The organism is Dyadobacter crusticola DSM 16708 (genome assembly GCF_000701505.1).
GTDB classification, from domain to species: Bacteria; Bacteroidota; Bacteroidia; order Cytophagales; family Spirosomataceae; genus Dyadobacter; species Dyadobacter crusticola.
On sequence record NZ_JNJB01000012.1, the window covers coordinates 247,093 to 270,973 of the forward strand.

Sequence of the window (23,881 nt, forward strand, 5' to 3'; positions counted from 1 at the left end):
ACCAAAAGCCACAGTGGATCAAGGGAGCATATTTTTACAAATGAACATTAATCAGATCTTTGAAGCATTCGATTCCCTGCGTGTATTGGTGATCGGCGATGTTATGCTGGACTCTTATGTCTGGGGAAAAGTGGACAGAATTTCACCAGAGGCGCCCGTGCCGGTTGTTACTGTGCAAAGACGCGAATACCGCCTCGGAGGAGCCGGCAATGTACTTTTGAATGTACAATCACTCGGTGCGGAAGCGATTGTCTGCTCTGTAATTGGTGCTGATAGCTCCGGAGATTTGCTTGAAAATAGTCTGAAAGAAAAAGGCTTGAATTGTGAAGGTCTGATCCGCAGCGACGCGCGTATTACGACGATCAAAGAACGCATTATTGCAGGCTCACAGCAGGTAGTTCGCATCGATACCGAAACAGATCGGCCCATTTCAAAGAGCGAGACGCAGCAATTGGTGGAAAAAGCGAAAGAGCTGATCCCGAGTTGTAACGTCATCATTTTTGAGGATTACGATAAAGGTGTTCTCACTGCTGAGTCAATCGGAGAAATTACTGCATTTGCTAATTCTCTTAACATTCCCACGGTTGTTGATCCAAAAAAACGCAATTTCCTATCCTATAACCACACCACGCTCTTCAAGCCAAATTTGAAAGAGCTTAGGGAAGGTCTGAAAGTCGAATTCAATGTGGACAAACCGGAAGAGCTTCGCGCGACAGTGGAGCAGCTGAAAGAAACTTTGAATGTAAAAGGAGCATTGATCACACTTTCCGAGCGCGGCGTTTTTATTGACCTGAATGGAGAAACACACAAACTGCCTGCGCACATCCGCCACATTGCCGATGTTTCCGGTGCCGGTGACACTGTGATCAGCATTGCCGCCTGCTGCGTGGCATTGGGCTTGCCGCCAAAGTCAATTGCTGCAATTTCAAACCTGGGTGGTGGCTTGGTTTGCGAAATGGTAGGCGTAGTTCCCATTGACAAAAACCTGCTGAAAGCGGAGGCAGAAAAGTTGGATCTCGCTTAATACCTCAAACTTCTTCCCTGATTACCAGTTAATGCCCGTCTGCCCCAATCCCATCTTTTTGATAAACTTGGAAGAAAGGCTCGACCGGCTGGTAATGTAGCGCACACTCGCGCCAATGTAAGGCGTGGTTGCGGGCGTGTAAGAAGTCAGGTTTTCCCGTGCGCTGTTAAATGTCCGAAGCTGCCGGAAGGTAGTAACGCCGGCTTCAAGCGAGACATTGATTACGCTGAAAAGGTGCGTATTGGCCGACATTCCAATCTTGATATGGCGGTAATTCTCTCTTCTGAGGGTTTTCTCTTCCGGTGTCTGAAACTGGAAACCACCGCTGTAACCATTCAGCCCGCCAAACATATCTACATTAAACCATTTCGTCGCTTTATAATTTACGTTAGCCACAAAAGGCAGTAATGCAGAAGCCCGCCAATGTTTTCCCAAACCTTTGTTAACCCCAAAAACAGGCACAAAGCGCAATTTCTGGTTGTAAGCAATAACAGATCCGTAAGCAATCTGCGTTCGCAGGCCGAGGATATGCATACGGGCAGCGCCTCCCCAGAAAAATGGCTGCGGACTGAAGAACGTCTCATTGGTTTCCGTCATCCCCAAACCTCCTCCATACGCCCAAAGCCGATCTTTAATGCTGGCCTGCAACCTGATCACACCGAGTGAGAGTGTCTTATACCCGTTTCCAGGAACATTCTTGCTGTCGATAGTCGGCTGAATCTGGGTATACTGCGCGATAGCAACGGTATGTACCGCACGCAGATCAAACTTTTTCCTCAAACTAAATCCCAGTTGCACTTCACTTTGCAATGGTATAACGCCCAAAAATCCCGTTCGTGACATTCCATAATCCTGCACCCCGTCCAGGCTCGAAGGCACGTAGTAATCTGCTTTCAATGTAAGATTTGGATAAAAGAGCCGGCTTAATGCAAAATGCTGGGCATTGGCAGCATTGATTGTCATAAATAAAAGACAAGCCAAGAGGTACCGGATATTGATCATAAAGCAAATTTAGGGGGTGCGTTAACCTCGCAGATAACGCGAAAGTAAAATAGGGTATTGTGTTTGCACTTGCGGAAGGGTAATTTGACGCGTGTTTATAATGCATTCCCGAATCAATTTTCATCAAGCCATGATCAAGCTACCTTCCATTCACATTGTCAGTGAACAACTTACCAATACCGTCAGACGTTTCCCATGGGTGGTAGCAGTTGCGATCTGTAAAGCAGCTGTGTTGTGGAGACATATTGAAGCCAGGGGCAATGAAGAGGAAATAAATCTGATGACCCGACTGGCTTATCCGCTTTTCGTCGCCACCCCGCTGATGATTGCCATTCAGCTGATTTCAGAAAGGAAAAAATGGAAGCCTGCTTTTCGTATCGGAACCAATCTGCTGCTTTCAACGGTCCTCACGCTTTATTTCTTTACACTCCCAGACAAAACCTCCCCCGCTGATTTTTACAGATTCATGCTTTTCATGGTTGCGTCCCACTTGTTCGTTGCGTACGCCCCATTCGTAGGTTCAGGCCAGTCAAACGGCTTCTGGCAGTTTAACAAGACACTGTTTCTCCAATTTCTTAATGCTACATTGTACGCAGTGACCTTGTACATCGGGCTGCTGATTGCTGTAAAAACAGTCGAATACCTCTTCAATATTACCTATCTCATTCAGATAGAAGGTGACCTCTTTGTGTTAATCGCGGTAGTCTTCCATACCCTGTTCCTCCTAAGCAAGATCCCTGCAAATCTGAATAAACTGAATCAGGAAACGGCTTACCCGACCGGGCTGAAAATATTCACACAATACGTTTTATTGCCGCTGGAAGTGGTTTACATGATTATTCTGTACGCCTACACTTTCAAAATCCTCTTCCAATGGAAACTGCCCGACGGCGGAGTTGCCTACCTCGTAATGGCGTTCTCAATTGCAGGGATCCTCGCATTGCTGCTGCTTCATCCTCTGCGGGAATCGATCCGGGAAAAATGGGTCAGGCTATTTTCCAAACGATTTTACCTTGCCCTGCTCCCGCTCATCGTACTGCTTTTCATAGGTATTTTCAGAAGAATCAATGATTATGGCGTCACTGAAAACAGGTACATCATAGCAATTCTGGCAGTTTGGCTGGCGGGGACCACTCTCTATTTTCTGGTGAATAAAAAGGCGGATATCAGGTGGATACCAGGCTCGCTTTCGGCGATTGCATTGTTACTGGCAATCGGGCCGTGGAACATCTTTGTTGTCGCGAGAAATAGCCAGCTCCGCACTTTTGATAAAATCCTCAAAGAGAATAAAATGCTTGATGCAAATGGACATATTACAGGGAAAGTGTCGGTGCCAACCGCGGATTACAGGCAACTGGAATCGATCATTCAGTTCTTCAACACACGAGAACAGAAAGGGCTGGACCAGTATTTTCCTGGGTTGAAAAAGAAGTACGAAACTGGTTATCAACACTATGAAGAAATGAGGCAGACACTGGCAGAGCACGTCGTAAACAAGCCCGATAACTCAGGACGGTATGGAAACTACGCTAATTTTTCATCAAGATCCCTCGAAAATGCGGATGCTACTATATCGATCTCGGGCTTCAATCAACTTAAATACTTTCAGTTAAACCAATCAACGCATTTAAGATCCGGTCCCTACAAACTTGACGTTACGGCGAATGGAAGATTTATCAATTTATATAAAAATGACAGCAAGCTCCACACCTGGGATCTATCTGAAAAGATACGGACGTTGAAATCTGCCTACGCTAATCACTTCGATTCGGTACCGGCCAGCGAAATGATGATCAGGTACACCACTGCTACTGACGATGTTGCAATTGTTTTTTCTTCCATCAACAATGGCACAGACTATTATTATGGTGAAGGCATAGTGTTGTTCAGGTAGTTATCTGAACCCCTTCCCTATTTTAGTTTGCTCTCAAAATCAACGCAACTGATTTCCAAAGTCCGCGCAGGCAATAAAAACAGTAGAATCACTAGTACATAATTCTTCATGGCATGTAAGGTTGTTAGTCGTAAACTTAACCAAAATGCATGATGAACGTAACACTGCTCCTGATCATGATCTGCTTCTCAACAGTAGCCTTTTCTCAAAGTGCCGGGCAGACTTATGCTGAAAAGCTGGGCTATCCCAAAGGTAAAAAGGTGCTGATTATCCACGTCGACGATGTAGGAATGAGTTACGAGTCGAACCAGGGCGCGATCCGCGCAATCCGGGAAGGTGTCGCCAATTCGCTGAGCGTGATGATGCCGTGCGGCTGGGTACCTGGTTTTGTTAACTATTGGAAAGAAAATAGAGACCTCGACGCCGGGTTGCATTTGACCCTGACTTCTGAATGGAAAGATTATCGCTGGGGACCTTTGGCTGGTAAACAGCAGGTAAAAGGGTTAACAGATCCAGAGGGCGCATTGTGGCGCAGTGTCGCGGAGGTAGTAAAGAATGCTTCACCTGACGAAGTAGAGCAGGAAATCCGCGCCCAGCTCGACCGCGCCAGAGCAATGGGATTTGAACCTACGCATTTGGATTCACATATGGGAACATTGTTTGCCACGCCCGAATTTATGGAGAGATATCTGAAAGTAGGCATGCAGGAAAAAATCCCGGTCATGTTCCCCGGCGGGCACAATACCGCAATTCGTGCCGAGGAAAAAATGATTTCTGAACAATTCGAGATGACCCAGAAAGTGGGACAGCAACTCTGGAATGCAGGATTGCCTGTTTTGGACGATCTGGAAAATAGCAGCTACGGCTGGAAAGGTCCTGAAAACGGTGATACTTCGGAGAAAGCAATGCAGCAATATAAAACGGCAAAGTACATCGAAGCTTTCGGCAAATTAAAACCGGGACTTACGATGGTAATCATGCATTGTACCATTCACACGGAAGTATTTCCAAAAATATCAGACTCCTGGCCAACACGGGAAGGCGATTTCCTCGCGATGATCGATCCTGAACTAAAAAAGTACATTGAAAAAGAAGGTATCATACTGACAACCTGGCGCGAAGCAATGCAGCGGCGACAAAAGGTAAAGTGAGTCTGTTATGACAAACCGCCATTCTCAACCCCGTTGTGTAGGGCGATAATTTTGTAAAAATCAGCGGGTAGAAACGGCTTAACTAAATAATCGCTGAACCCGCTGGCCAATGCGCGTTCACGTTCATCTTCGAATGCAGAAGCTGTTAAAGCTATTATCGGCACATTGGCACTTAGCGCCCGGATTAGCTTCGTTGCCTCAAAACCATCCATAACTGGCATTCTAAGATCCATAAAGATCAAGTCATGACGCTTTTGGATATATAAATCAACCGCCTCTTTCCCGTTTGCCGCCAAGTCAAACGGGATTTCCTTTCTTTCCAGAAGCCGGGTCGCAAGCATCAGGTTAGTTGCATTATCGTCGACCAGCAATATTCGTGTATTGGTATTAAAGTCGGTGACTGGTACCTTGTCAACTGCTTCTTCAGAAGATTGTTTGGAAGAATATGGCAGCTCGATTTGAAAGGAAAACGCAGAGCCGCTGCCCAGCCGGCTTTCCAGCTTGATATCTCCGCCAAACAGGCGCACAAGCTCCCTTGAAATGGCCAATCCCAACCCGGTACCGCTATCCTGCCTCTTTACCCGACTTTTTACCTGTGTGAAAATCTGAAATACATTCGACTGCTGCGATTCTGATATGCCAATCCCGCTGTCTGCAACTTTGAATCCGAGCGTAATAATGGAGTCAGTCCGGCTAATTTCTATAACTGAAAACCGGACAAATCCTTTGTCAGTAAATTTAATTGCATTGTGTACCAGGTTGGTAATTACCTGGCTTAGCCTGGTTTGGTCGGCCGTCAGCTGAGGCAGGTTGTCGGGGATATCAAACAGTAGTTCCAGATTCTTCTCTCTGGCTTTCGGAACAAATGTGTTATAAAGATTTTTGAAAAGTACTTCGGGATCAAAGCTTTCCGCGTGCAGCTTCACGTGGTTCGAATTGATTTTGTTGAAGTCAAGAATTTCATTCACCACCGCCATTAAATGCGCAGCCGAAAATTTCAAAGTTTCAATCAGCTCCTGCTCCTGGCTGTCCCTGGCTTTATTTTCCTGTAACAAATGGACAATACCTACGATCCCATTCAACGGAGTCCGGATCTCGTGGCTCATTGTGGAAAGGAACTCTGATTTTGCGATCGTCGCATGCTCCGCGATCTGCTTTTGCTTTTCAAGATTTTCATTTTGCGCGGCCAGGGTATACCGGTAGAAGAACTCACGCTTGTCTCTCTTCTCATTCCGCAGCATTACAAATGGAAAAAGCAGCTGTCCCATAAAGAAGAATAAGCCGCCTTCCCGCAAAAATTGATAAAAAACGCCCGGGTGCCCCCAATACAACGCAATAGGGAAGGTGAGGGAAATGAGTATCGTAACTACAACCGCCTTCCAAACCGGCCAGCGCACTACGATGAATGTAAATACCAGCGCAAGCGTCATGTTGAATGTGGCGCGTCCGTAGTAATCGTGGGGAACTGTTGCAAGAATGTACGCGTGAACAGGTATCAGGGCCAGATAGGTAAGAAATGAAGAGCTCTGGCTGGAAATTTTTCCGGTGAAATGCAGCAACAGCAGTATCAGTGCAACACTGCTGAAAACGATTTCAGCGGCTAGTATGTCGGCAAATGCCGGGTTGTTCCGTAAAAGATAAAGCAGGGAGGTCGCCGGATAACCCAGCAGGAATGCCGTGCAGAAGATCAGGTTTCCCCAGCGGGACTTAATTTCGCGTTCCCTTTTCCACAATATGTCGAAATCACCTGTGTAAATGGCGCTTTTCAAGACTTACGATTTTAAACGCTGAGATAATTATGCAGAAGGTCTTACAGCCAAATTTACAAAATGATTAAAAAAATAGGGCATTCAATTTCTTGAATACCCTACATTCCAATAATTTAATGCTAACTCTACAAGTCGATCGCCTCTCCGTAAGCCGCTTCCGTCGCTCCTTTCAAAGCCTCAGACATGGTCGGGTGCGGGTGGATTGACCGCATGATTTCGTGAGCGGTTGTTTCGAGCTTACGCGCTACTACTACCTCAGCAATCATTTCAGTTACATTGGTACCGATCATGTGTGCGCCAAGGAATTCGCCGTATTTGGAATCGAAAATTACCTTTACGAAACCATCCGTTGCGCCGGCAGCAGTTGCTTTTCCGGAAGCTTTGAATGGGAATTTACCCACTTTGATATCGTAACCAGCTTCTCTCGCTTTCTTTTCTGTGTAGCCAACAGAAGCAATTTCCGGCTGGCAGTAGGTACATCCCGGGATGTTACCGTAGTCAAGCGCCTCTGTTTTGTGTCCGGCGATTTTTTCAGCACAAATGATACCCTCAGCCGTAGCCACGTGCGCCAATGCAGGACCAGGCGTACAGTCACCGATCGCATAGAAACCCGGAACGCTGGTTTCGTACCATTCGTTGACAACGATCTTGCCTTTATCCGTTTTAATACCTGTCTCTTCCAAACCGATGTTTTCGATGTTGGAAACAATGCCGGCAGCTGAAAGCACCACATCCACTTCAAACGTCTTTTGTCCGTCCGGCGTTTTCACCGAAACAACGCAGCCATTTCCGCTGGTATCTACTTTTTCAACTGTTGAATTTACGTAAGTATCTACGCCCAGCTTCTTGTATTGCTTGGCGATTTCTTTTGAAATTTCCTCATCTTCTACCGGTACCAGGTTTGGAAGGAATTCAACCACAGTCACTTTGGTGCCCATGGAAGCGTATACATACGCGAATTCCATTCCGATTGCACCAGAACCAATCACCAGTAGCGATGCAGGCTGTTTTTCAAGGCTCATCGCCTTGCGGTATTCAATGATTTTCTGTCCGTCGATTTTGATGTTTGGCAACTCCCGTGCGCGGGCGCCAGTTGCGATAACCACCCCTTTATTGGCAGTGTAATCTGTTTTCTTGCCCTCCTTATCAGTAACCTCAACCGTTTTCTGTCCCTTCACCTTACCGGCACCCATGATGACGTCGATCTTATTCTTTTTCATCAGGAAGGAAACCCCTTTGCTCATTGAGTCAGCCACGCCGCGGCTGCGTTTGATTACCCCTGAAAAATCGGCAGATGATTCACCTACGTTGATTCCGTAGTCTTTTGCATGCTTAATGTATTCAAAAACCTGCGCACTTTTCAGGAGCGCTTTTGTTGGAATACAACCCCAGTTAAGGCATATTCCACCCAGGCTTTCTTTCTCGATAATTGCAACTTTAAGTCCTAATTGGGAAGCACGAATGGCTGCCGGATACCCTCCGGGGCCGCTACCAATTACAATCACATCATATGTTTGAGCCATTTTCTGGTATTTTTATTGATAAGAAATGGGTACACTAAATTTCTCGCAAAGTTAAGACGATTTGCCGGAATGCCTACATCTCCAACGCAGCCTATTTCTTTGAAACCGACCATTCTTCCGAATTGTTATATCTTTGCTATTCGCAGCTTTGGCGCACCATTTTGCCATACTTGGCACTCCTTTGGCATACTTAGCATTGCCTTTGTCATGCTGAGCGGAGTCGAAGCATAGTGCACTTCGACTCCGCTCAGTATGACGAGGCTGATAACCGCTATCATCAAGGAGGCATTTTTAACATTTTAAACTCAAACTTCAAATGACAGCAGAGCAATTGAAAGACTTGAAGGCCCGTGTAGAGGCTTTGGGGAGGTATCTTTGACTACGGTAACCGTAAAAAACAATTAGAAGATCTTGAACAGCAAACTGTTCAACCGGAGTTCTGGAATGATTCAGAACGCGCCGAAAAAACAATGCGGGAAATCCGCGGATTGAAGTTCTGGACAAATGGCTATGAAGAACTGGCGCGCCTCCGCGACGATCTTGATACCATTTGGGAATTTTATGAAGCTAAAGAAGCTACCGAAGAAGAGGTAGACGAAGAAGGCAAAAAGCTCTCTGAAAAGCTGGAAGAAATTGAATTCCGCAAGATGATGGGCGAAGAAGGCGACGAGCTGCCCGCAGTGATCGAAATCAATGCAGGCGCCGGTGGTACCGAGTCGCAGGACTGGGCTTCGATGCTGATGCGGATGTACATCATGTGGGCAGAGAAAAATGGTTACAAGGTCCGCGAGGTTGATTTGCAGGACGGCGATGTGGCCGGCGTGAAATCTGTCACATTGGAAATCGACGGCGAATATGCTTACGGCAACCTGAAATCAGAAAACGGTGTGCACAGGCTTGTACGCATTTCTCCCTTTGATTCGAATGCGCGGCGCCACACTTCATTTACATCAGTTTACGTGTACCCGCTTGCCGATGATAACATCGAAATTGACGTAAACCTGGCGGATATTACCTGGGATACTTATCGTTCAGGCGGTGCTGGTGGACAGAATGTAAACAAGGTCGAAACGGCAGTTCGTCTGCATCACAAACCTTCGGGCATTATCATCGCCTGCCAGCAGGAGCGTTCGCAGCTGATGAACAAAGAGGTCGCAATCAGGCTTTTGAAATCGCGCTTGTACCAGATTGAGCTGGAAAAACGCAACTCAGCCCGTGCAGAAGTAGAAGCTTCCAAACGAAAAATCGAATGGGGCTCCCAGATCAGAAGCTACGTACTGGATGATCGTCGGGTAAAAGACCATCGCACCGATCATCAGACTTCCAACACGGAGGCGGTACTCAATGGTGAAATCAACGATTTTATTAAGGCTTATCTGATGGAATCTTAACCACATAGAAGACCTTCAACTGCCGCACAGTCACGGAAGTTGGAGGTTTTTCTGCTTTTTGTTAAATTGATTCCAAATAGCAATTATCATGACAGGTATTCGATTCATCACGAATGAAAAGGGTCAGAAAACTGACCTCATAATCAATTTGAAGGAGCATCCTAGAATAGTGGAGGATCTGCTGGATACATTGATTGCTGAGGAGCGTCGGGATGAACCAACAATCTCTGAAAAGTTGATTTCTGAGCAAAAATCAGAAGGCAAGCTGCATGAATGATCCTTATCTAAGAGTCATCAGCCAGAAGCCTATGAATAGTCTCCATTGAAACCTCTCCACTATCACAAACTTGGCCACGGCCCGCGTGCTCTTCTCGCATTCCACGGCATTGGGCAGGATGGATTAAGCTGCTTTGATCCTTTTGAAAAGGTATTAGGTTCACATTACACCATTTTTGCCTTTGATCTTTTTTTCCATGGCAAAAGTGCGGACTCAGATATTCCCCTCGTTTCCAAATCAATCTGGAGAGACTATCTCGCACAATTCTTAGAAGACAATGCAATCACAACATTTGACGTGGCTGGTTTCAGCATGGGCGGTCGCTTTGCATTGGCTACGCTTGAAGCTTTCGCAGACAGGATCGGAAATGTTTATTTAATTGCTCCCGACGGAATTTCTGAAAATCCCCTCTACTCAATGGCAACGCGGAATGCATTAGGACGATCACTATTTCGCCAGGTAATGCAAAGACCCGCATTCTTCTTTGAAACAATCCTGATTTTAGAGAAGTTGAAACTCGTTAACAGCAGCCTCGTCCGCTTTACGCAACATGTTCTCAACACACCGGAAAAACGCCGCACTATACTAAAATCTTGGATTGCGTTCCGAAGCCTCCGGTTTGACATTCACCAAATCAGCAGCCTTGCAAAGACTAGCGATGTGCGTGTGTTTTTGTTTACAGGCGAATTTGACAAACTCTTGAAACCTCACACAGTCAGTATATTGGCCAAGTTACTTCCGGCCGACCAGACGATCCGCCTCAAAAGTGGCCACTCGCAGCTGGTTACACATTCTGCCGCGTGGATTTGTACATTATTTGAGTAACTTGTCAGACACCCATCTGACGTTATGCAGCAACATTTAACTCGAAATGACACCAATTGGCGGTTAAGAGCCATCATCGGCGGCTCTGCCGGGAACCTCGTTGAATGGTATGATTGGTATGCTTACTCCGCCTTTTCCCTCTATTTCGCAAGTACCTTTTTCCCTGATTCCAACCCGACAGTCCAACTCATCAATACAGCCGGAATTTTTGCCGTCGGGTTTTTAATGCGGCCGATAGGCGGGTATATTTTCGGAAAACTGGCAGATACCCGGGGCAGGAAAGTCGCCATGACATTGTCTGTCTTACTGATGTCATTCGGTTCATTGCTCATTGCATTTTTGCCTGGCTACAACAGTATAGGCATTTTAGCGCCGATCCTGCTGCTTATTGCGCGTTTGTTGCAGGGGTTGAGTGTGGGAGGTGAATATGGCACCTCCGCCACTTACCTGAGCGAAGTCGCTACTGAAAAACGTCGCGGCTTCTATTCGAGTTTTCAATATGTCACATTGATCGGCGGACAGCTGCTTGCGCTTGGCTTGCAGCTGATTCTTCAAAATATCTTCCTTACCGACAAACAAATGCATGAATGGGGCTGGCGCATTCCTTTCATCTTCGGAGCTGCATTGTCGCTGGTTGCCTTATACTTACGCGCACATCTCACAGAGACCAAAGCATTCCAGACAAAAACGCAGGAAGCCAAAAAAGAAGGTTCATTAAAAGAGTTGCTCAAACATCCCCGGGCAATACTTGTCGTAATTGGCTTAACCCTGGGCGGCACGCTCGCGTTTTATACCTATACCACCTACATGCAAAAATTCCTGGTCAATACGGTCGGACTTACCAAATACCAGTCTACCATTCTCACCTTTTGCTCACTCTTCATTTTTGCAGTGCTGCAGCCGGTTTTTGGCGCATTAAGCGATCGTGTTGGCAGGCGCCCGTTGTTGATTTCGTTTGGTGTACTGGGCACCATCTGCACTTATCCACTCTTAACTACATTGAGTAAAACGACCGATATGTGGTCTGCATTCGCACTTTTGATGGCCGCGCTGCTTATCGTGAGCGGTTATACATCCATCAATGCAGTCGTAAAAGCCGAGCTATTTCCGGTCGAAGTACGGGCGCTTGGCGTGGGGCTCCCCTATTCTCTCACTGTTGCAATCTTCGGAGGAACGGCGGAATATTTTGCCCTTTGGTTCAAAAATCTGGGACATGAAAGCTACTATTACTGGTATGTCACCATCTGCATTTTTATATCCCTGGTAATCTATATCCGGATGAAAGACACCAAACATACCTCGCTCATTGAAGACAATTAGCAATTCAGAACGAGTGATTGAGTAAATGAAAATCACAGCAAGTAGCCCTACATCATTTCCGGAGAGGTTTTGTACAAATACTTCCTTTTGTATTCAAGCGGAGTCATATCTGTAACCTTCTTGAAATGCCTGTAAAAATTGGAAACATTGTTGAAGCCGCATTCGAAACAAATGACTTCTGTCGCCAGCTTATCCTCAATTAACAACCTGCAAGCCTGACTAATGCGTATTTCCACCAGAAAATCATTGTACGTTTTCTTGGTCATTAATTTGAAGTACCGGCAAAATGAAGTTATTCCAAGATTCGCGATTGCAGCCACGTCTTGCAGCGTGATGTCGTTGCGGTAGTTAGACAGCGTATATGCGTAAATTTTATTAAGACGCAAAGTTTCCGAATCGTTCGACTTATAAAATGCGTGCGCAGAAGCAATGGTCTCGTAGTCTGTTGTTTCCGCCAGTATTTTCAGGATAGACATAAGTGCGATCAGCCGGTCGAGGTTTTGTGCGTGAACTGTTGAGTACATCAGCTCGACTATCTTTTCTTTTGCATTCCCTGAAATGAGGAGCCCGCGTTTTGCCTTTTCGTAAAGTTTCGGGATCTGGTAAGCTTCCGGTAAGAGCAAAAAGTCCCCGCCCAGACAATTGGGAAGAAAATGAATGATGATTACTTCAACGGCTGTGTTGGTCGCGCCTTCCTCCACACGCCAGGTATGTGGCAGGTTTTCTCCCAAAAGGATCAGTTCCCCGTCTGAAAAATTGCTGATACTGTCGCCGATAAAGCGCACTCCCTTGCCTTTTACGAGATAATGCAGTTCAAGCTCGGGATGGTAATGCCAGACAGTCCCAAAGCCGGCGTCTTTTTCGTGGCGAATGCTGAATGAAGTTCGCGAGGGTATCGGAACTTTGTGAAAATGAGGTTTCATTTTAAATGTCCAGTGTGACAGGGTTTAGGTATCTGTCTGCTATTCATTTAAAGAATATTTTTTGCTTATCTATCCGATCTGTATTTAAAAAGTTCGACAGCCGCATATCCCCTTCGCTAAGATCTGTTGACTGAGCCCATTTTGTCCAGGTACGTCTGTCGGAAGCCGAGATCCTGGTACTTCCTCATTTCCATAAAAATCTGGTTTCTCAGATTGAGGAACAGGTATGATTGAAAATTCTCTTCTTTTTCCAGCTTAATCCGGTCTTCCCAGATTTTCTCAAAAACATGGCTTGTTATTGCCTCTGCTTCGCCGTCGTCTTTTAAAATCACCCTGCATAATGTCAGTGCGGGTTCACGAAAATGAGTGCAAAGCTGCGCAAACGCGACCTTATCTCCTTCGGTAATGCGGTGCAAAATCTGCTGAGTCGGAAAGGCCATGGTGATTTGATTTTGATTGTTTCTTTTTTATTTCAATGGCGCAGCAAAGCTGTTTCTAAAAACACTTTCGACGCCGAGCTCGCTTCGAAGCTGGGCGGCTTCATCTAATAACTTGTCAGCCCGTTCTTTCACCTCTTCGGTCAGTTCGTCAACTTTTCTCCTGGTATAAAGTGAAATGGGAAAGCCTCGTTTCTGAAGGCAGTACTTCGCGATTATCGGATAGGCAGTATGCACGATATCCATTGAATCATTGAAGAATGTCTGCAGCCTCTCCACCTCTTCGGCACGGGACACATCATTGAAGTGATTGCACATCCATACTACCAGCTCAGGATATATATTGCCCTGAATGCACGACAAACCAGCGGCGCCGGCCCGGAGCGAGGCAGTCGCATTGACCATATAGGCATCGTACAACCCAAACCTGAATCCCTCTGTGGCTGCAATGCGCTTTACAACTTCTTCGATATCGAGACAAGTATCCTTGTGGTAAACAATTCGCTGGCTCTGCACCAGCTCACCCAGCAATCGGCTGTCTATTAGCCGCTTATAAGGTACGGGGCATTCATAAAATCCCAGGGGAATGTCGCCGGTAAGTGCCAGCAGCCTTTTTACATTTGTATGAAAAACCGCTTCGTTATCATGCTCCTCAGCCAGCAAACCAGTGATCACGATCACGGCATCTATTCCGGTGAGGTATATACGTTTTACGAAATCTGCCTGTTGCTCAATCGACCCGCCGAGGGTCCCGGTGGCTACTACCGGTACTCTTCCGGCAACCTGGTCCACTACGGTTTGCGTCACTTCAAGTCGCTCCGATTCGGTCAATTCAAACATTTCACTTGACAAACAGTTGGCAAACAGCCCCGCAGCGCCTGCTTCAAGGTACATTTCAGTCAGCATTTTCAGCCCCTCAAAATCCACTGCTCCCGATTCCAGAAAAGGTGTAAGCATAACCGGAATAAATCCCTGCGGCAGCGAACGTGACGTTTGTGCGTTTGTCATGTTGAGTAACAATTAAATTGGTGTTGTTTTAACTTTAATAAAATAAGCCTGACTACGAGCTTTTGTTCAGCGCATTTATTTACTGTCCAGTATCAATTCTTTTTCGGCAGTTCTCGTTCTTTTCAATTTGGTCAGGAGCATTCCGATCAGAAAGATCGTGAGTGTTCCTACCACCATAATCATATTCTGATGCAATGGGTTACGCAGGTATGCATATTCATCAGGAAGCTGACCGGAGAATGTCATCCAGATAATCACCACGATACCGATCAGCGTGGCAGTCAATGCCTCTGCATTGCGCGTTTGTCTTGAAATAATCCCTAAAAGGAATAACCCGAGCATTCCGCCGGCGAAAATACCCGACAGCATCCACCAAACATCCAGAACACTTTTCACGCCGATCATCGCAATCCCGGTCACCATTCCCAGCAAACCGAACACCGTTGTAGCAATATAGAGCAGCCGCAGCGACTCTCCCTGGGACAAGTCAGGCTTGATGTATTTTTGATAAATATCTACCGAAAATACCGTAGCAGATGCATTCATTCCGGAGCTGATCGTACTCATCGCAGCTGACATGATTGCTGCAATAATGAGCCCCAGCAAACCTACGGGCACTTTTGTTACCATGAAATGCGGCATTACCTTGTCACCATAGTCAGCCGGTACCAATGTCGCCGCTAATCCTCTGATCGCCTCCTGACTTCCATTCGGCAGTCGTTCCGTTGCAACCTGCATTTTGATTGTTTCAAGAAGGGCTGGATTACTCTGATAATATGCGTAGAGGCAAGATCCCAAGAAGAAAAACATCAGAGAAACAGGCAGATAGAGATAAACACAAAGCCAGACAGAACCAGCAGCCTCTTTTACCGACGTAGTAGTATGGTAACGTTGCACATAGTTTTGGTCCATTCCAAAATTATTCAGGTTCATAAAAAACCCGTAAAGCAACACGACCCAAAAAGATGATTGCGTAAAATCCGGCGCGAATGTGCCGAGACTGAATTTATTTTCAGCACTGCCGACACTCATTATCCTGGATACGCCGCCGCCCATTCCGTCGACAACCAAGTATAAAATAACGAGCGCGCCGACTGTCTTAATCACACCCTGCACCACCTCTGTCCAGATCACCGCTTCCATTCCGCCCATTACCGTATAAAGCACAATGCAAATCCCGACCACGATCATGATCGTTGACATTTCGTACCCGGTCAGCGCCTGCAAGCTCAATGCGATCCCAAAGAAGATAGAACCCATGCGGGCCAGTTGCGTCAGCAAAAAACAGACGACAGCGTAAGTACGCGCCCAAGGCCCAAACCTGTGTTCAAGATGCGTGTAGGCGGATACCGCGCCCGTTTTTCTGTAAAATGGAATAAAAAACCGGGTCGCTACCCAGGCAGCAAGCGGCATTGATAAACTGAATACAAATGAATTCCAGTTGCTGCCAAACGCTTTCCCCGGAACTCCCAGAAAAGTATTACTACTTAAAAATGTCGCATAGATACTGATCCCAATCGCCCAACCCGGGATCCGCCCCGAAGCTTTCGTGAATTGATCCGCGGTCGTATTCTTTCTTGAAAAATAAATCCCTACACCAACCATCCCTGCCAGATAGGCAAGCACAATGACCAGATCTACAAATGGTAAGGATTTCATTCTGGTTTCGGATGAATTATAACTTTACCACAAAGAAACAGGATGAAGACAATGAATTTATGTGGTTTCGTAGCGTATTATTGTAGGATCTTAGCAAGAAAAGCTATTTTCTGCAAAGTATAGCGTAACTATCCTACTATTTTCCGCTCCCGAAAGAAATACCCGACCCCGATTGTGGAGACGATGATCAGCAGGATCAAAACCACTTTGGTAGCGAGACCTTCGTTAGGATGCTCCAAGAGGTACCTGATATCCTGCGCTTCTCTTCCCGCCCATACAGCGAGTACCGTGCGGGGGATCATCCCCAGCGTACCGCCGGCAAGTACCTGTTTGAAGCGTGCGCCTGCCATTGCAAAGAAGAGATTGGTGATTGCAAAAGGAAGAACAGGTGAAAGTTTGGCAAAAAAGATCAGTCGCAGCTCATTCTTATGAAAGCGGCTTAACAAGCTGCCCACCTGCGGATAAACCTGCATTAAATGCTTCCTTAGCGAAGTAGCATGCAAATAATTGGCAGAAACGTAGATCAACGCAATGGCGCCCAGGTTCATTCCGAAAAGCATGAGGAGCGATATCCAGCCCAAAAAATAACCGTAAACAAGCGCCAGGAAAGTAGGCGGCGTAAGCGCAAGCGAGGATGCAATCGTCAGCATCAATGTAACACCAACCCACCACCCTAGCGGCATTGTCCGCAAAAACTGCTCGTTACTAATTGCCCAGGCCGTGAGAATGGAAGTAGTCAGCAGCGGAACAACGGTCATCAGCACACTGATAACCACTGGTAACGAGAATTTTTTAGGTGTAGATTTTTCCACGGATGTAGTGCGGCTAGGTATGCAGTATCTGCATTCAAATAACCACTTGTTTGTACAAAAGGTTTTTAATGTTCTTACCTTTTATGTGGCCGCATTTGAATTCTGACCGGCACAAAAGTGCATTATCAATAAGCTTATTCGTGTATTTTCGTGCCTTCGTGGCACTTCAAACATCGAAATGAAATTCGCAACAAAAGCAATTCACGCAGGCGTAACACCCGACCCAACGACCGGCGCTATCATGACGCCGATCTATCAGACTTCCACCTACGTTCAGGAAAGTCCGGGCAAGCACAAAGGGTACGAATATTCCCGCACGCATAATCCCACCAGAACTGCGCTGCAAAATGCATTGGCTGCACTGGAAAACGGACAGCACGGGATCTGCTTTTCCTCCGGAATGGCGGCCACAGACGCAGTACTGAGGCTGTACAAACCGGGCGACGAAATCATCGTCACCAACGACATTTACGGCGGTACTTACCGGATCATGAAGCGCATTTATGAAGGTTATGGTTTGGTTTTCAAGTTCGTCGATATGTCTGATCCACGGAATGTGACAGAAGCTTTTTCAGAGAAAACCCGGATGATCTGGATCGAAACACCTACTAACCCGCTTCTGAAAATCATCGATATTCGGCAAATAACTGCACTTTGTAAAGAACAGAACATCCACTGCGTAGTTGATAACACATTTGCCTCGCCTTACCTGCAGAACCCGCTCGACCTGGGGGCAGATATTGTCATGCATTCTGTTACCAAGTACCTCGGCGGACATTCTGATACCGTCATGGGCGCATTGATCACGAATGATACTGAGCTCGCAAAGCAACTCGCCTTTATCCAGAATGCAGCCGGCGCAGTGCCTGGCCCCCAGGATTGCTTTCTGGTTTTAAGAGGGTTGAAAACGCTGCATATCCGAATGCAAAGGCATTGTGAAAATGCAATGCAAATCGCTGCCTGGCTTTCCAATCATCCAAAGGTCGCTATCGTTTATTATCCGGGACTTCCTTCCCACGCTGGCCACGAAATTGCCCGGGAGCAAATGCGCGGTTTTGGCGGAATGCTTTCATTTGAGCTAAAAGGAGATGTTTATGAGGAAGCTGTCACTACAATGGAGCGCCTTGCATTGTTCTCCCTCGGCGAGTCACTGGGAGGCGTGGAGTCACTTTGTACGCACCCTGCGAGTATGACGCACGCCAGCATTCCGAAAGCAGAAAGAGAGAAAGTGGGCTTAAAAGATACTTTAATCCGGCTCAGCATAGGTATTGAGGATGCAGAAGACCTGATCGCAGATCTGGCACAGGCAATAGGGTAGCAGCGGATTCTTGCCAATCAATTTCAAAAATCTTACTTTTGAAACTACCTTTTTTGAAACACTAAAAATCAAAACAAATAAATGGAATTAACGGGAACAGTGATCGCTTTGCTTCCTGAGGTAACAGGTCAGGGCAAAAACGGAATGTGGCGTAAACAGGAATTTATTCTTGAAATACCTTCTCAGTATCCGAAAAAGGTTTGCATTTCGCTTTGGGGAGATAAAATCGACCAGGCTGACCTTCAAATCAATCAATCAGTTACAGCTTCCATTGATATCGAGAGCCGCGAGTACAATTCCCGCTGGTACACAGAAGTAAAAGCCTGGAAAGTAGACAAAGCGAATGGCGGCGGTCCTTCTGCGTCTTCCGGCGGCAGTCCGCTTCCTCCTGTTACCACTTTTACAGAGGACGAATCTGACGATCTTCCTTTCTAATTAAGCTGATAATTACAATAAGCTGACCGAGTACATACTGCTGATATTAATGGGAAGAACCCGGGCAGTATAGAAAGTAGTGGCTAAGGCACTGTTTTATGGTCGTCAATTTCCCTTTCGGTACATTGACGGCCAATTTTTTTGCCTGTCTTACACCGTCAGTTGGATTGATATCCCATTGACATCGTAAACTGATCGATCATTTCCTGCGGGTGCACTTCCAGAATTCGGGCCAGTACCATTACCACCAATGTATTAGAGGCAATTTTACGGGGAATGCCGGCGACTGTTGCAAAAAGGTCCACGGTAACCGACTGCTTTTCATCGAGCAGCTTCATGAGCTTCTGCTCCTTGTCGCCGTATTGAAAACGGATATCACGCTCACCTCTTCCGCGGCGCATAATTTCCTTCATTTCCCTGCTCGCCTGCAACGATTTGTCTTCCACCCGGATGTAAGCCTGGCGGGTACCAGTCTCGTCCACCACATAATGCGGCTTGTCGACACTGCGCGGAATGGTAAGTACCAGCACATCTCTGTCCGGACTTACGGGAACGCGTTCTTTTTTGTAGCTTATTTTGGGATATATGTATTTGTCGATCGCCCGGGTAAGCGTGAATTCATCTTCATCCGCATCTTTCAATCCCTTGATGGTTTTGTCGTCGCCAACTCCGACGAAGAGCTTACCGCCACCTGTGTTGGCAAAAGCGACAACTTCGCGGACAATTTTTTCAGGATGGCTGGATTTCAATTTGAACTCCACGTGCTCACCTTCCCCTTTCTTTACCAGCTCTTTTAACAATCGAAGCTCCATTAGTTAGAATGGATAGATATCTGAATTATGACAAAATCACCTTCGGTTATATCCTCGCCTTTCCTTTCTTAACGCTAACAATATACACTCGTTTTGTCAGATTAAAAAAATATTCAAGACTGAGTTCGTGTAAATCCGACCCTTGATAAACAAAAAACGACACCTTTCAGTGTCGTCTCTTATCAATATTCGTCTTCGTTAAAAAAGAAATCGTCTTTCGTGGGATAATCAGGCCAAATTTCCTCAATGCTTTCATAGGGTTGACCATCGTCTTCCAGCTCCTGTAGGTTTTCAACTACCTCTAACGGAGCGCCTGTTCTGATTGCAAAGTCAATTAGCTCGTCTTTGGTAGCTGGCCAGGGAGCATCTTCAAGGTACGATGCAAGTTCGAGAGTCCAGTACATAATATTTTCGCCTATTAATGGTTACTTTACTTTTCTGCAAAAGTAAAAAATTTGACATCTTTTAAAAGCTTAAAGCGAAAAAAAGCAAAAATAATTGCTTGCTTAAAAATAATATTTCTCTCAAACCAATAAGCAGCTGTAAACCAATATCTTATTTAAATGCTTTTACTGAATTCCTAGCAACAAGCCCTAAAAGCAGCGTGTAATTTCCGCCTGTTCCAATCATTTCTAGCAGCGGCTGTTCATTCCCTCAAACCTTTTTGTAAATTCCCTGTTTCGTTCCCAAAATACCATTATTATGACTATCGAAGTTTGCGCCTACTCCCTTGAATCCTGCATTAACGCACAAGCCGGCGGTGCTGGCCGAATTGAGCTTTGCGGCGGATTGGGCGAGGGTGGAACCACGCCAAGTGCAGGTCTTATCGAAATTGTCAAACAATATATAGAGATCCCCGTATACGTCATGATCCGGCCTCGCGGCGGTGACTTTGTTTATGATTTTTTTGAAGAAGAAATTATGAAAAAAGACATTGACGTGGCCAAAAAGCTAGGCGCAAATGGCGTGGTACTTGGTGTGCTTAATACGGAAGGACAAGTAGATGTACAGCGGACAAAAGCGTTAGTGGACTATGCGGCACCGATGAAAGTAACCTTCCACCGCGCATTCGACCTGACGCCCGATCCGCATAAAGCATTGAAAGCCATAATTGAAACCGGCGCTGAAAGAATCCTTACCTCAGGCCAGCAGGCAAGTGCCATTCAGGGTATCGACTTACTTGCTGCACTTTCCAGAGAAGCAAACGGGAAGATCGAGATTATGGCAGGCGGCGGCGTTAATCCTGATAATGCGGCTGAGCTGGCAGCAGCCGGCGTACATTCCCTGCACCTTACCGCCAAAGCATTCCGTCCGGCGAGACAGAAGTACTTCCCCGCAGCAGTTTCAATGGCCAGCGAAATCCCTGATGAGCGTTCGGTTTTATATAGTAAGCTTGAAGTGATAGAAGCTATGGTTCAAGTAGTTTCGTAGTTAAAAAGACCTTTTTCTGCAAAAGTGTCCCCTCTCTATGAAGATTGTTAAAGCGATTGTTTCTTTGGCCATTGCCATAGCCCTTATTTACTTTTTTGACAAACCGCTTGGACCTGCACCTGCATTGGGACCTTTCCTGAGCCCGTTTACAGGATTCAGTCAGAATGGTGAAGACGCATCAGGTTCCAAAACTGAGCTGGTGCTCAAGCTCGATAGTCTGCAAAGCGAAGTGATCATCCGGTTTGACGATGCAGGCGTGCCGCACATTTTTGCAAAAAATGATTTTGACCTGTTTTACGGCCAGGGATATATAACTGCAAGGGACAGATTGTGGCAAATGGACCTGCAAATACGTGCCGCTTCCGGCCGGCTGTCTGAGATACTGGGCAGGGTGACCCTCGAAATGGACTTGCAGAGCCGCCGCCTGGGAATGGGTTATGGTGCCGAAGCTAACCTTAAAATGGCAATGAGCGAGCCGCAATCGCGCACTGCATTGCTCGGGTACACTGCCGGGGTAAATGCATACATCAGCCAGCTCGCTCCCAAAGACTATCCCATAGAATTCAAGTTACTGGGCTACAAACCGGAACCCTGGAAGCCGATCAACACCTTGTACATGCTGGAACAAATGACGCTTACTCTCGCAGGGCGCTCCAATGAAACAGGCATGACGGAGCTGCTTCAAAAATATGGAAAGCAGGTAATAGACCAGGTTTTTCCTAACTACCCGCTGTTGCAAGAAAGTCCCATAATTCCCGCCGGGAGGAAATGGGATTTTGAGCCACTTCCCATTCCTGAGAAATTGACTGCTGCTGATAGTCTTGAACCTAATTCACATTCAACCGGAACGGCCGGATTGTCTGCAAAACGTTTTGAAAAAATCGAAGGAATTGGCAGCAACAACTGGGCTGTCAGTGCTGAAAAGTCGATCACCGGCTATCCGATACTCGCCAATGACCCGCACCTGGAACTGACCTTGCCCTCGATCTGGTACCAGGTACAGCTGCATACACCTGAAATGAATGTATACGGTGTTTCTTTGCCTGGTATCCCGAGTGCAATTATCGGCTTCAATCAAAATGTAGCCTGGGGAGTTACCAATGTGGATGCCGATGTTTATGATTTATACAAAATCAAATTCAAAGACGACAGCAGAAAGCAGTATTGGCACGAAAACCAATGGAAAAATACCCGGGTAAGGAAGGAACTGGTTTACGTCAAAGGGGAGAAGCTGCCGGTAACAGAAGATGTTATTTATACCCACCACGGGCCGGTTACCGAAACAGACAATACTTCAAAGCAGCCCAACCTCGCTATCCGCTGGATCGGGCACGAGCCTGGCAACAGCTTTATGACATTCTACCAGCTGAACAGGGCGAAAAATTATGATGATTACAGAAGCGCATTAACCAGGTACGTGGGGCCTGCACAAAATTTCGTGTTCGCTGACAACAGCAAGAATATCGCCATTACCGTGAATGGAAAAATGCCTCTCAAATACAAGGAACAGGGTAAATTTATCCTGGATGGTACCGATCCCCGGACCGATTGGCTGAGCTGGATCCCGGCTGATCAGAACCCTTACGTCAAAAATCCGGAAAGGGGCTTTGTGAGCAGTGCCAATCAATCGAGTACGGATACCACTTATCCTTATTATATCAACTGGGTTTTCGCGCCTTCCGAGCGGGCGATCCGGATCAACGAACGTTTACATGCGATGACTCAGGCCAATGCAGACAGCCTGCGCGCTTTGCAGAACGACAATTTCAGTGTGCTCGCCCGGACCATTTTACCAAAGCTCCTGGAAGTATTGTCCACAACAGCATTATCTCCATCTGAAAAAGCAGCTAAAATCATCCTTGCCAACTGGAACTACCAAAATTCCCCCAACTCGGTAGCAGCTTCTATTTTCGAAGAGTGGTTACCTGCATTGCGGAGTGCGATATGGAGCGATGAATTCGGATCTGAGCTGCCTACACGGGACCGTACATTGTATTTGCTTTTGAAACAACCCGAGGAAAAATGGTTTGATAATGTAAATACCCCGCAGCAAGAGACCATGCATGATATCGTGTACAGCAGCTTTAAAGCAACGCTCGACAGTCTGAAAGCACAGCACGGGAATATGAGTCCTTCGTGGCAGTGGTCAAAAGTGAAAGGTACTGAAATACGGCATTTGAGCAGAAGCCTGAAATCCTTTAATGCGCCTCCGATCACGACCGGTGGCGGCAGTAGTATCGTGAATGCGATCACGAAGCGAAACGGACCTTCATGGAGAATGGTCGTCGAGCTTGGGCCTACACCCCGTGCCTATGGTATTTACCCGGGCGGACAATCGGGAAATCCTGGCAGCCCTTACTACCTCAATCTGCTTGGTAAATGGGAGAAAGGGGAGTTGAATGAACTGCTGTTCCTGAGTGCGCCCGACCAGCGACATTCCCGCCTCACCTCCCGGATCACCCTACAAAAGAAACAACGATGAACTTCCTTTTTATTCTGATCGTCACGGCTATACTGCAATTCTTCGCTCCCTGGTGGGTAGTTGCGATTGTTCCTTTCGCAGTTCATCTCTGGTGGCCAACAGCTGCATTTAAATCGTTTTGGATCAGCTTCCTGGCAATATGTGTATTGTGGGTGGGATATGGATACTATTTCCATCTTATTTCAAATGGCGCTATCTCTGATCGGATTGCACAGATATTCTTCCTTCCTGACGGACTTTTATTACTGTTGGTCAGCGGAGTAATCGGCGGGCTGGTGGGAGGCTTCGGAGGGCTGTCCGGTTCCCTGATCAGGGACATTTTTGTACGGAATACAGAAAGTTAAGCAGCTGTTAAATTGCCTTTTCAAGGATATATAAGATTCATTGT

The 23,881-nt window shown here is 46.5% G+C and carries 22 protein-coding genes; 12 read left to right on the forward strand and 10 right to left on the reverse strand.

The features are described from left to right. Positions 1–40: 40 nt before the first annotated feature. A complete protein-coding gene (locus Q369_RS0117100; protein WP_031529005.1) occupies positions 41–1,024 on the forward strand; it encodes a bifunctional heptose 7-phosphate kinase/heptose 1-phosphate adenyltransferase in 984 nt (327 codons plus the stop codon). Between the two features lie 21 nt (positions 1,025–1,045). Here Q369_RS0117100 and Q369_RS0117105 read toward each other — a convergent pair whose 3' ends face one another. Next, positions 1,046–2,026, reverse strand: coding sequence for a hypothetical protein (locus Q369_RS0117105; protein ID WP_031529006.1), 981 nt, complete (start codon positions 2,024–2,026; stop codon positions 1,046–1,048). 130 nt (positions 2,027–2,156) lie between these two features. Here Q369_RS0117105 and Q369_RS0117110 point away from each other — a divergent pair, with 130 nt between their 5' ends. Together Q369_RS0117110 and Q369_RS0117115 are read left to right on the forward strand one after the other, a co-directional pair. Then, entirely contained in the window at positions 2,157–3,920 is a 1,764-nt protein-coding gene (locus Q369_RS0117110) for a DUF4153 domain-containing protein (protein WP_051664106.1), read from the forward strand. A gap of 152 nt (positions 3,921–4,072) precedes the next feature. Further along, a complete protein-coding gene (locus tag Q369_RS0117115; RefSeq protein ID WP_031529008.1) occupies positions 4,073–5,071 on the forward strand; it encodes a polysaccharide deacetylase family protein in 999 nt (332 codons plus the stop codon). Positions 5,072–5,076: 5 nt separating this feature from the next. On the opposite strand, the gene Q369_RS0117120 is transcribed toward Q369_RS0117115, so the two are convergent. Next, on the reverse strand, positions 5,077–6,840 hold the full coding sequence (locus tag Q369_RS0117120) for a response regulator (RefSeq protein WP_051664107.1): 1,764 nt from the start codon (positions 6,838–6,840) through the stop codon (positions 5,077–5,079). Positions 6,841–6,965: 125 nt separating this feature from the next. Beyond that, positions 6,966–8,363, reverse strand: a complete 1,398-nt coding sequence (lpdA, locus tag Q369_RS0117125) for a dihydrolipoyl dehydrogenase (RefSeq protein ID WP_031529010.1) — start codon at positions 8,361–8,363, stop codon at positions 6,966–6,968. 316 nt (positions 8,364–8,679) lie between these two features. On the opposite strand from lpdA, the gene prfB reads away from it, so the two are divergent. The 4 genes from prfB to Q369_RS0117150 all read left to right on the forward strand — a co-directional run bounded on the left by prfB (position 8,680) and on the right by Q369_RS0117150 (position 12,176). Beyond that, a protein-coding gene (gene prfB / locus Q369_RS0117135) for a peptide chain release factor 2 (protein WP_157488222.1) occupies positions 8,680–9,754 on the forward strand; the annotation gives its coding sequence in 2 pieces (ribosomal slippage) (positions 8,680–8,739 and positions 8,741–9,754; 1,074 coding nt in all). An 88-nt stretch (positions 9,755–9,842) separates the two neighbouring features. After that, on the forward strand, positions 9,843–10,031 hold the full coding sequence (locus Q369_RS0117140; protein WP_031529012.1) for a hypothetical protein: 189 nt from the start codon (positions 9,843–9,845) through the stop codon (positions 10,029–10,031). A 45-nt stretch (positions 10,032–10,076) separates the two neighbouring features. Beyond that, on the forward strand, positions 10,077–10,856 hold the full coding sequence (locus Q369_RS0117145) for an alpha/beta fold hydrolase (protein WP_031529013.1): 780 nt from the start codon (positions 10,077–10,079) through the stop codon (positions 10,854–10,856). 24 nt (positions 10,857–10,880) lie between these two features. Further along, positions 10,881–12,176 carry an MFS transporter gene (locus Q369_RS0117150; RefSeq protein WP_031529014.1) on the forward strand — a complete coding sequence of 432 codons (1,296 nt, stop codon included), beginning with the start codon at positions 10,881–10,883 and terminating at the stop codon, positions 12,174–12,176. Between the two features lie 47 nt (positions 12,177–12,223). Here the strand turns inward: Q369_RS0117150 and Q369_RS0117155 are convergent, their stop codons facing one another. The 5 genes from Q369_RS0117155 to Q369_RS0117175 all read right to left on the reverse strand — a co-directional run bounded on the left by Q369_RS0117155 (position 12,224) and on the right by Q369_RS0117175 (position 17,015). Continuing rightward, positions 12,224–13,099 (reverse strand): AraC family transcriptional regulator, encoded by an 876-nt coding sequence (locus tag Q369_RS0117155; protein ID WP_031529015.1) that lies wholly within the window; start codon positions 13,097–13,099, stop codon positions 12,224–12,226. 116 nt (positions 13,100–13,215) lie between these two features. Then, entirely contained in the window at positions 13,216–13,539 is a 324-nt protein-coding gene (locus tag Q369_RS0117160) for an RNA polymerase sigma factor (RefSeq protein WP_031529016.1), read from the reverse strand. A gap of 27 nt (positions 13,540–13,566) precedes the next feature. Further along, on the reverse strand, positions 13,567–14,544 hold the full coding sequence (locus Q369_RS0117165) for a dihydrodipicolinate synthase family protein (protein WP_031529017.1): 978 nt from the start codon (positions 14,542–14,544) through the stop codon (positions 13,567–13,569). 75 nt (positions 14,545–14,619) lie between these two features. Further along, positions 14,620–16,203, reverse strand: a complete 1,584-nt coding sequence (locus Q369_RS0117170; RefSeq protein WP_031529018.1) for a sodium:solute symporter family protein — start codon at positions 16,201–16,203, stop codon at positions 14,620–14,622. Between the two features lie 128 nt (positions 16,204–16,331). Continuing rightward, on the reverse strand, positions 16,332–17,015 hold the full coding sequence (locus Q369_RS0117175) for a TVP38/TMEM64 family protein (RefSeq protein ID WP_229206875.1): 684 nt from the start codon (positions 17,013–17,015) through the stop codon (positions 16,332–16,334). A gap of 178 nt (positions 17,016–17,193) precedes the next feature. Here Q369_RS0117175 and Q369_RS0117185 point away from each other — a divergent pair, with 178 nt between their 5' ends. After that, on the forward strand, positions 17,194–18,333 hold the full coding sequence (locus tag Q369_RS0117185) for a cystathionine gamma-synthase (RefSeq protein WP_031529021.1): 1,140 nt from the start codon (positions 17,194–17,196) through the stop codon (positions 18,331–18,333). 81 nt (positions 18,334–18,414) lie between these two features. Next, complete coding sequence (locus Q369_RS0117190; RefSeq protein ID WP_031529022.1) at positions 18,415–18,768, forward strand: DUF3127 domain-containing protein; 354 nt, start codon at positions 18,415–18,417, stop codon at positions 18,766–18,768. A gap of 158 nt (positions 18,769–18,926) precedes the next feature. Here the strand turns inward: Q369_RS0117190 and Q369_RS0117195 are convergent, their stop codons facing one another. Together Q369_RS0117195 and Q369_RS0117200 are read right to left on the reverse strand one after the other, a co-directional pair. Next, positions 18,927–19,580 carry an AlbA family DNA-binding domain-containing protein gene (locus tag Q369_RS0117195; RefSeq protein WP_031529023.1) on the reverse strand — a complete coding sequence of 218 codons (654 nt, stop codon included), beginning with the start codon at positions 19,578–19,580 and terminating at the stop codon, positions 18,927–18,929. A 182-nt stretch (positions 19,581–19,762) separates the two neighbouring features. Continuing rightward, positions 19,763–19,984 carry a DUF2795 domain-containing protein gene (locus tag Q369_RS0117200; RefSeq protein ID WP_013927448.1) on the reverse strand — a complete coding sequence of 74 codons (222 nt, stop codon included), beginning with the start codon at positions 19,982–19,984 and terminating at the stop codon, positions 19,763–19,765. Positions 19,985–20,282: 298 nt separating this feature from the next. On the opposite strand from Q369_RS0117200, the gene Q369_RS0117205 reads away from it, so the two are divergent. The 3 genes from Q369_RS0117205 to Q369_RS0117215 are packed head-to-tail and all read left to right on the forward strand — an operon-like array spanning position 20,283 to position 23,837. Next, positions 20,283–21,011: a copper homeostasis protein CutC gene (locus Q369_RS0117205; protein ID WP_031529024.1), complete on the forward strand. Its 729-nt coding sequence runs from the start codon at positions 20,283–20,285 to the stop codon at positions 21,009–21,011. Between the two features lie 37 nt (positions 21,012–21,048). Next, entirely contained in the window at positions 21,049–23,493 is a 2,445-nt protein-coding gene (locus Q369_RS0117210; protein ID WP_031529025.1) for a penicillin acylase family protein, read from the forward strand. Then, positions 23,490–23,837, forward strand: a complete 348-nt coding sequence (locus Q369_RS0117215) for a hypothetical protein (RefSeq protein ID WP_031529026.1) — start codon at positions 23,490–23,492, stop codon at positions 23,835–23,837. The genes Q369_RS0117210 and Q369_RS0117215 overlap by 4 nt, the downstream gene beginning before the upstream one ends. Positions 23,838–23,881 lie beyond the last annotated feature (44 nt).

What these genes read in the sequence shown, in the direction of transcription:
- Q369_RS0117160 (WP_031529016.1), bottom strand. Translation starts at nt 13,539, where the DNA reads ATGGCCTTTCCGACTCAGCAGATTTTGCACCGCATTACCGAAGGAGAT.
- Q369_RS0117165 (WP_031529017.1), bottom strand. Translation starts at nt 14,544, where the DNA reads ATGACAAACGCACAAACGTCACGTTCGCTGCCGCAGGGATTTATTCCG.
- Q369_RS0117215 (WP_031529026.1), top strand. Translation starts at nt 23,490, where the DNA reads ATGAACTTCCTTTTTATTCTGATCGTCACGGCTATACTGCAATTCTTC.
- Q369_RS0117210 (WP_031529025.1), top strand. Translation starts at nt 21,049, where the DNA reads ATGAAGATTGTTAAAGCGATTGTTTCTTTGGCCATTGCCATAGCCCTT.
- Q369_RS0117115 (WP_031529008.1), top strand. Translation starts at nt 4,073, where the DNA reads ATGAACGTAACACTGCTCCTGATCATGATCTGCTTCTCAACAGTAGCC.
- Q369_RS0117185 (WP_031529021.1), top strand. Translation starts at nt 17,194, where the DNA reads ATGAAATTCGCAACAAAAGCAATTCACGCAGGCGTAACACCCGACCCA.
- Q369_RS0117195 (WP_031529023.1), bottom strand. Translation starts at nt 19,580, where the DNA reads ATGGAGCTTCGATTGTTAAAAGAGCTGGTAAAGAAAGGGGAAGGTGAG.
- Q369_RS0117155 (WP_031529015.1), bottom strand. Translation starts at nt 13,099, where the DNA reads ATGAAACCTCATTTTCACAAAGTTCCGATACCCTCGCGAACTTCATTC.
- Q369_RS0117100 (WP_031529005.1), top strand. Translation starts at nt 41, where the DNA reads ATGAACATTAATCAGATCTTTGAAGCATTCGATTCCCTGCGTGTATTG.
- Q369_RS0117205 (WP_031529024.1), top strand. Translation starts at nt 20,283, where the DNA reads ATGACTATCGAAGTTTGCGCCTACTCCCTTGAATCCTGCATTAACGCA.
- Q369_RS0117105 (WP_031529006.1), bottom strand. Translation starts at nt 2,026, where the DNA reads ATGATCAATATCCGGTACCTCTTGGCTTGTCTTTTATTTATGACAATC.
- Q369_RS0117150 (WP_031529014.1), top strand. Translation starts at nt 10,881, where the DNA reads ATGCAGCAACATTTAACTCGAAATGACACCAATTGGCGGTTAAGAGCC.
- lpdA (WP_031529010.1), bottom strand. Translation starts at nt 8,363, where the DNA reads ATGGCTCAAACATATGATGTGATTGTAATTGGTAGCGGCCCCGGAGGG.
- Q369_RS0117110 (WP_051664106.1), top strand. Translation starts at nt 2,157, where the DNA reads ATGATCAAGCTACCTTCCATTCACATTGTCAGTGAACAACTTACCAAT.
- Q369_RS0117140 (WP_031529012.1), top strand. Translation starts at nt 9,843, where the DNA reads ATGACAGGTATTCGATTCATCACGAATGAAAAGGGTCAGAAAACTGAC.
- Q369_RS0117200 (WP_013927448.1), bottom strand. Translation starts at nt 19,984, where the DNA reads ATGTACTGGACTCTCGAACTTGCATCGTACCTTGAAGATGCTCCCTGG.
- Q369_RS0117170 (WP_031529018.1), bottom strand. Translation starts at nt 16,203, where the DNA reads ATGAAATCCTTACCATTTGTAGATCTGGTCATTGTGCTTGCCTATCTG.
- Q369_RS0117190 (WP_031529022.1), top strand. Translation starts at nt 18,415, where the DNA reads ATGGAATTAACGGGAACAGTGATCGCTTTGCTTCCTGAGGTAACAGGT.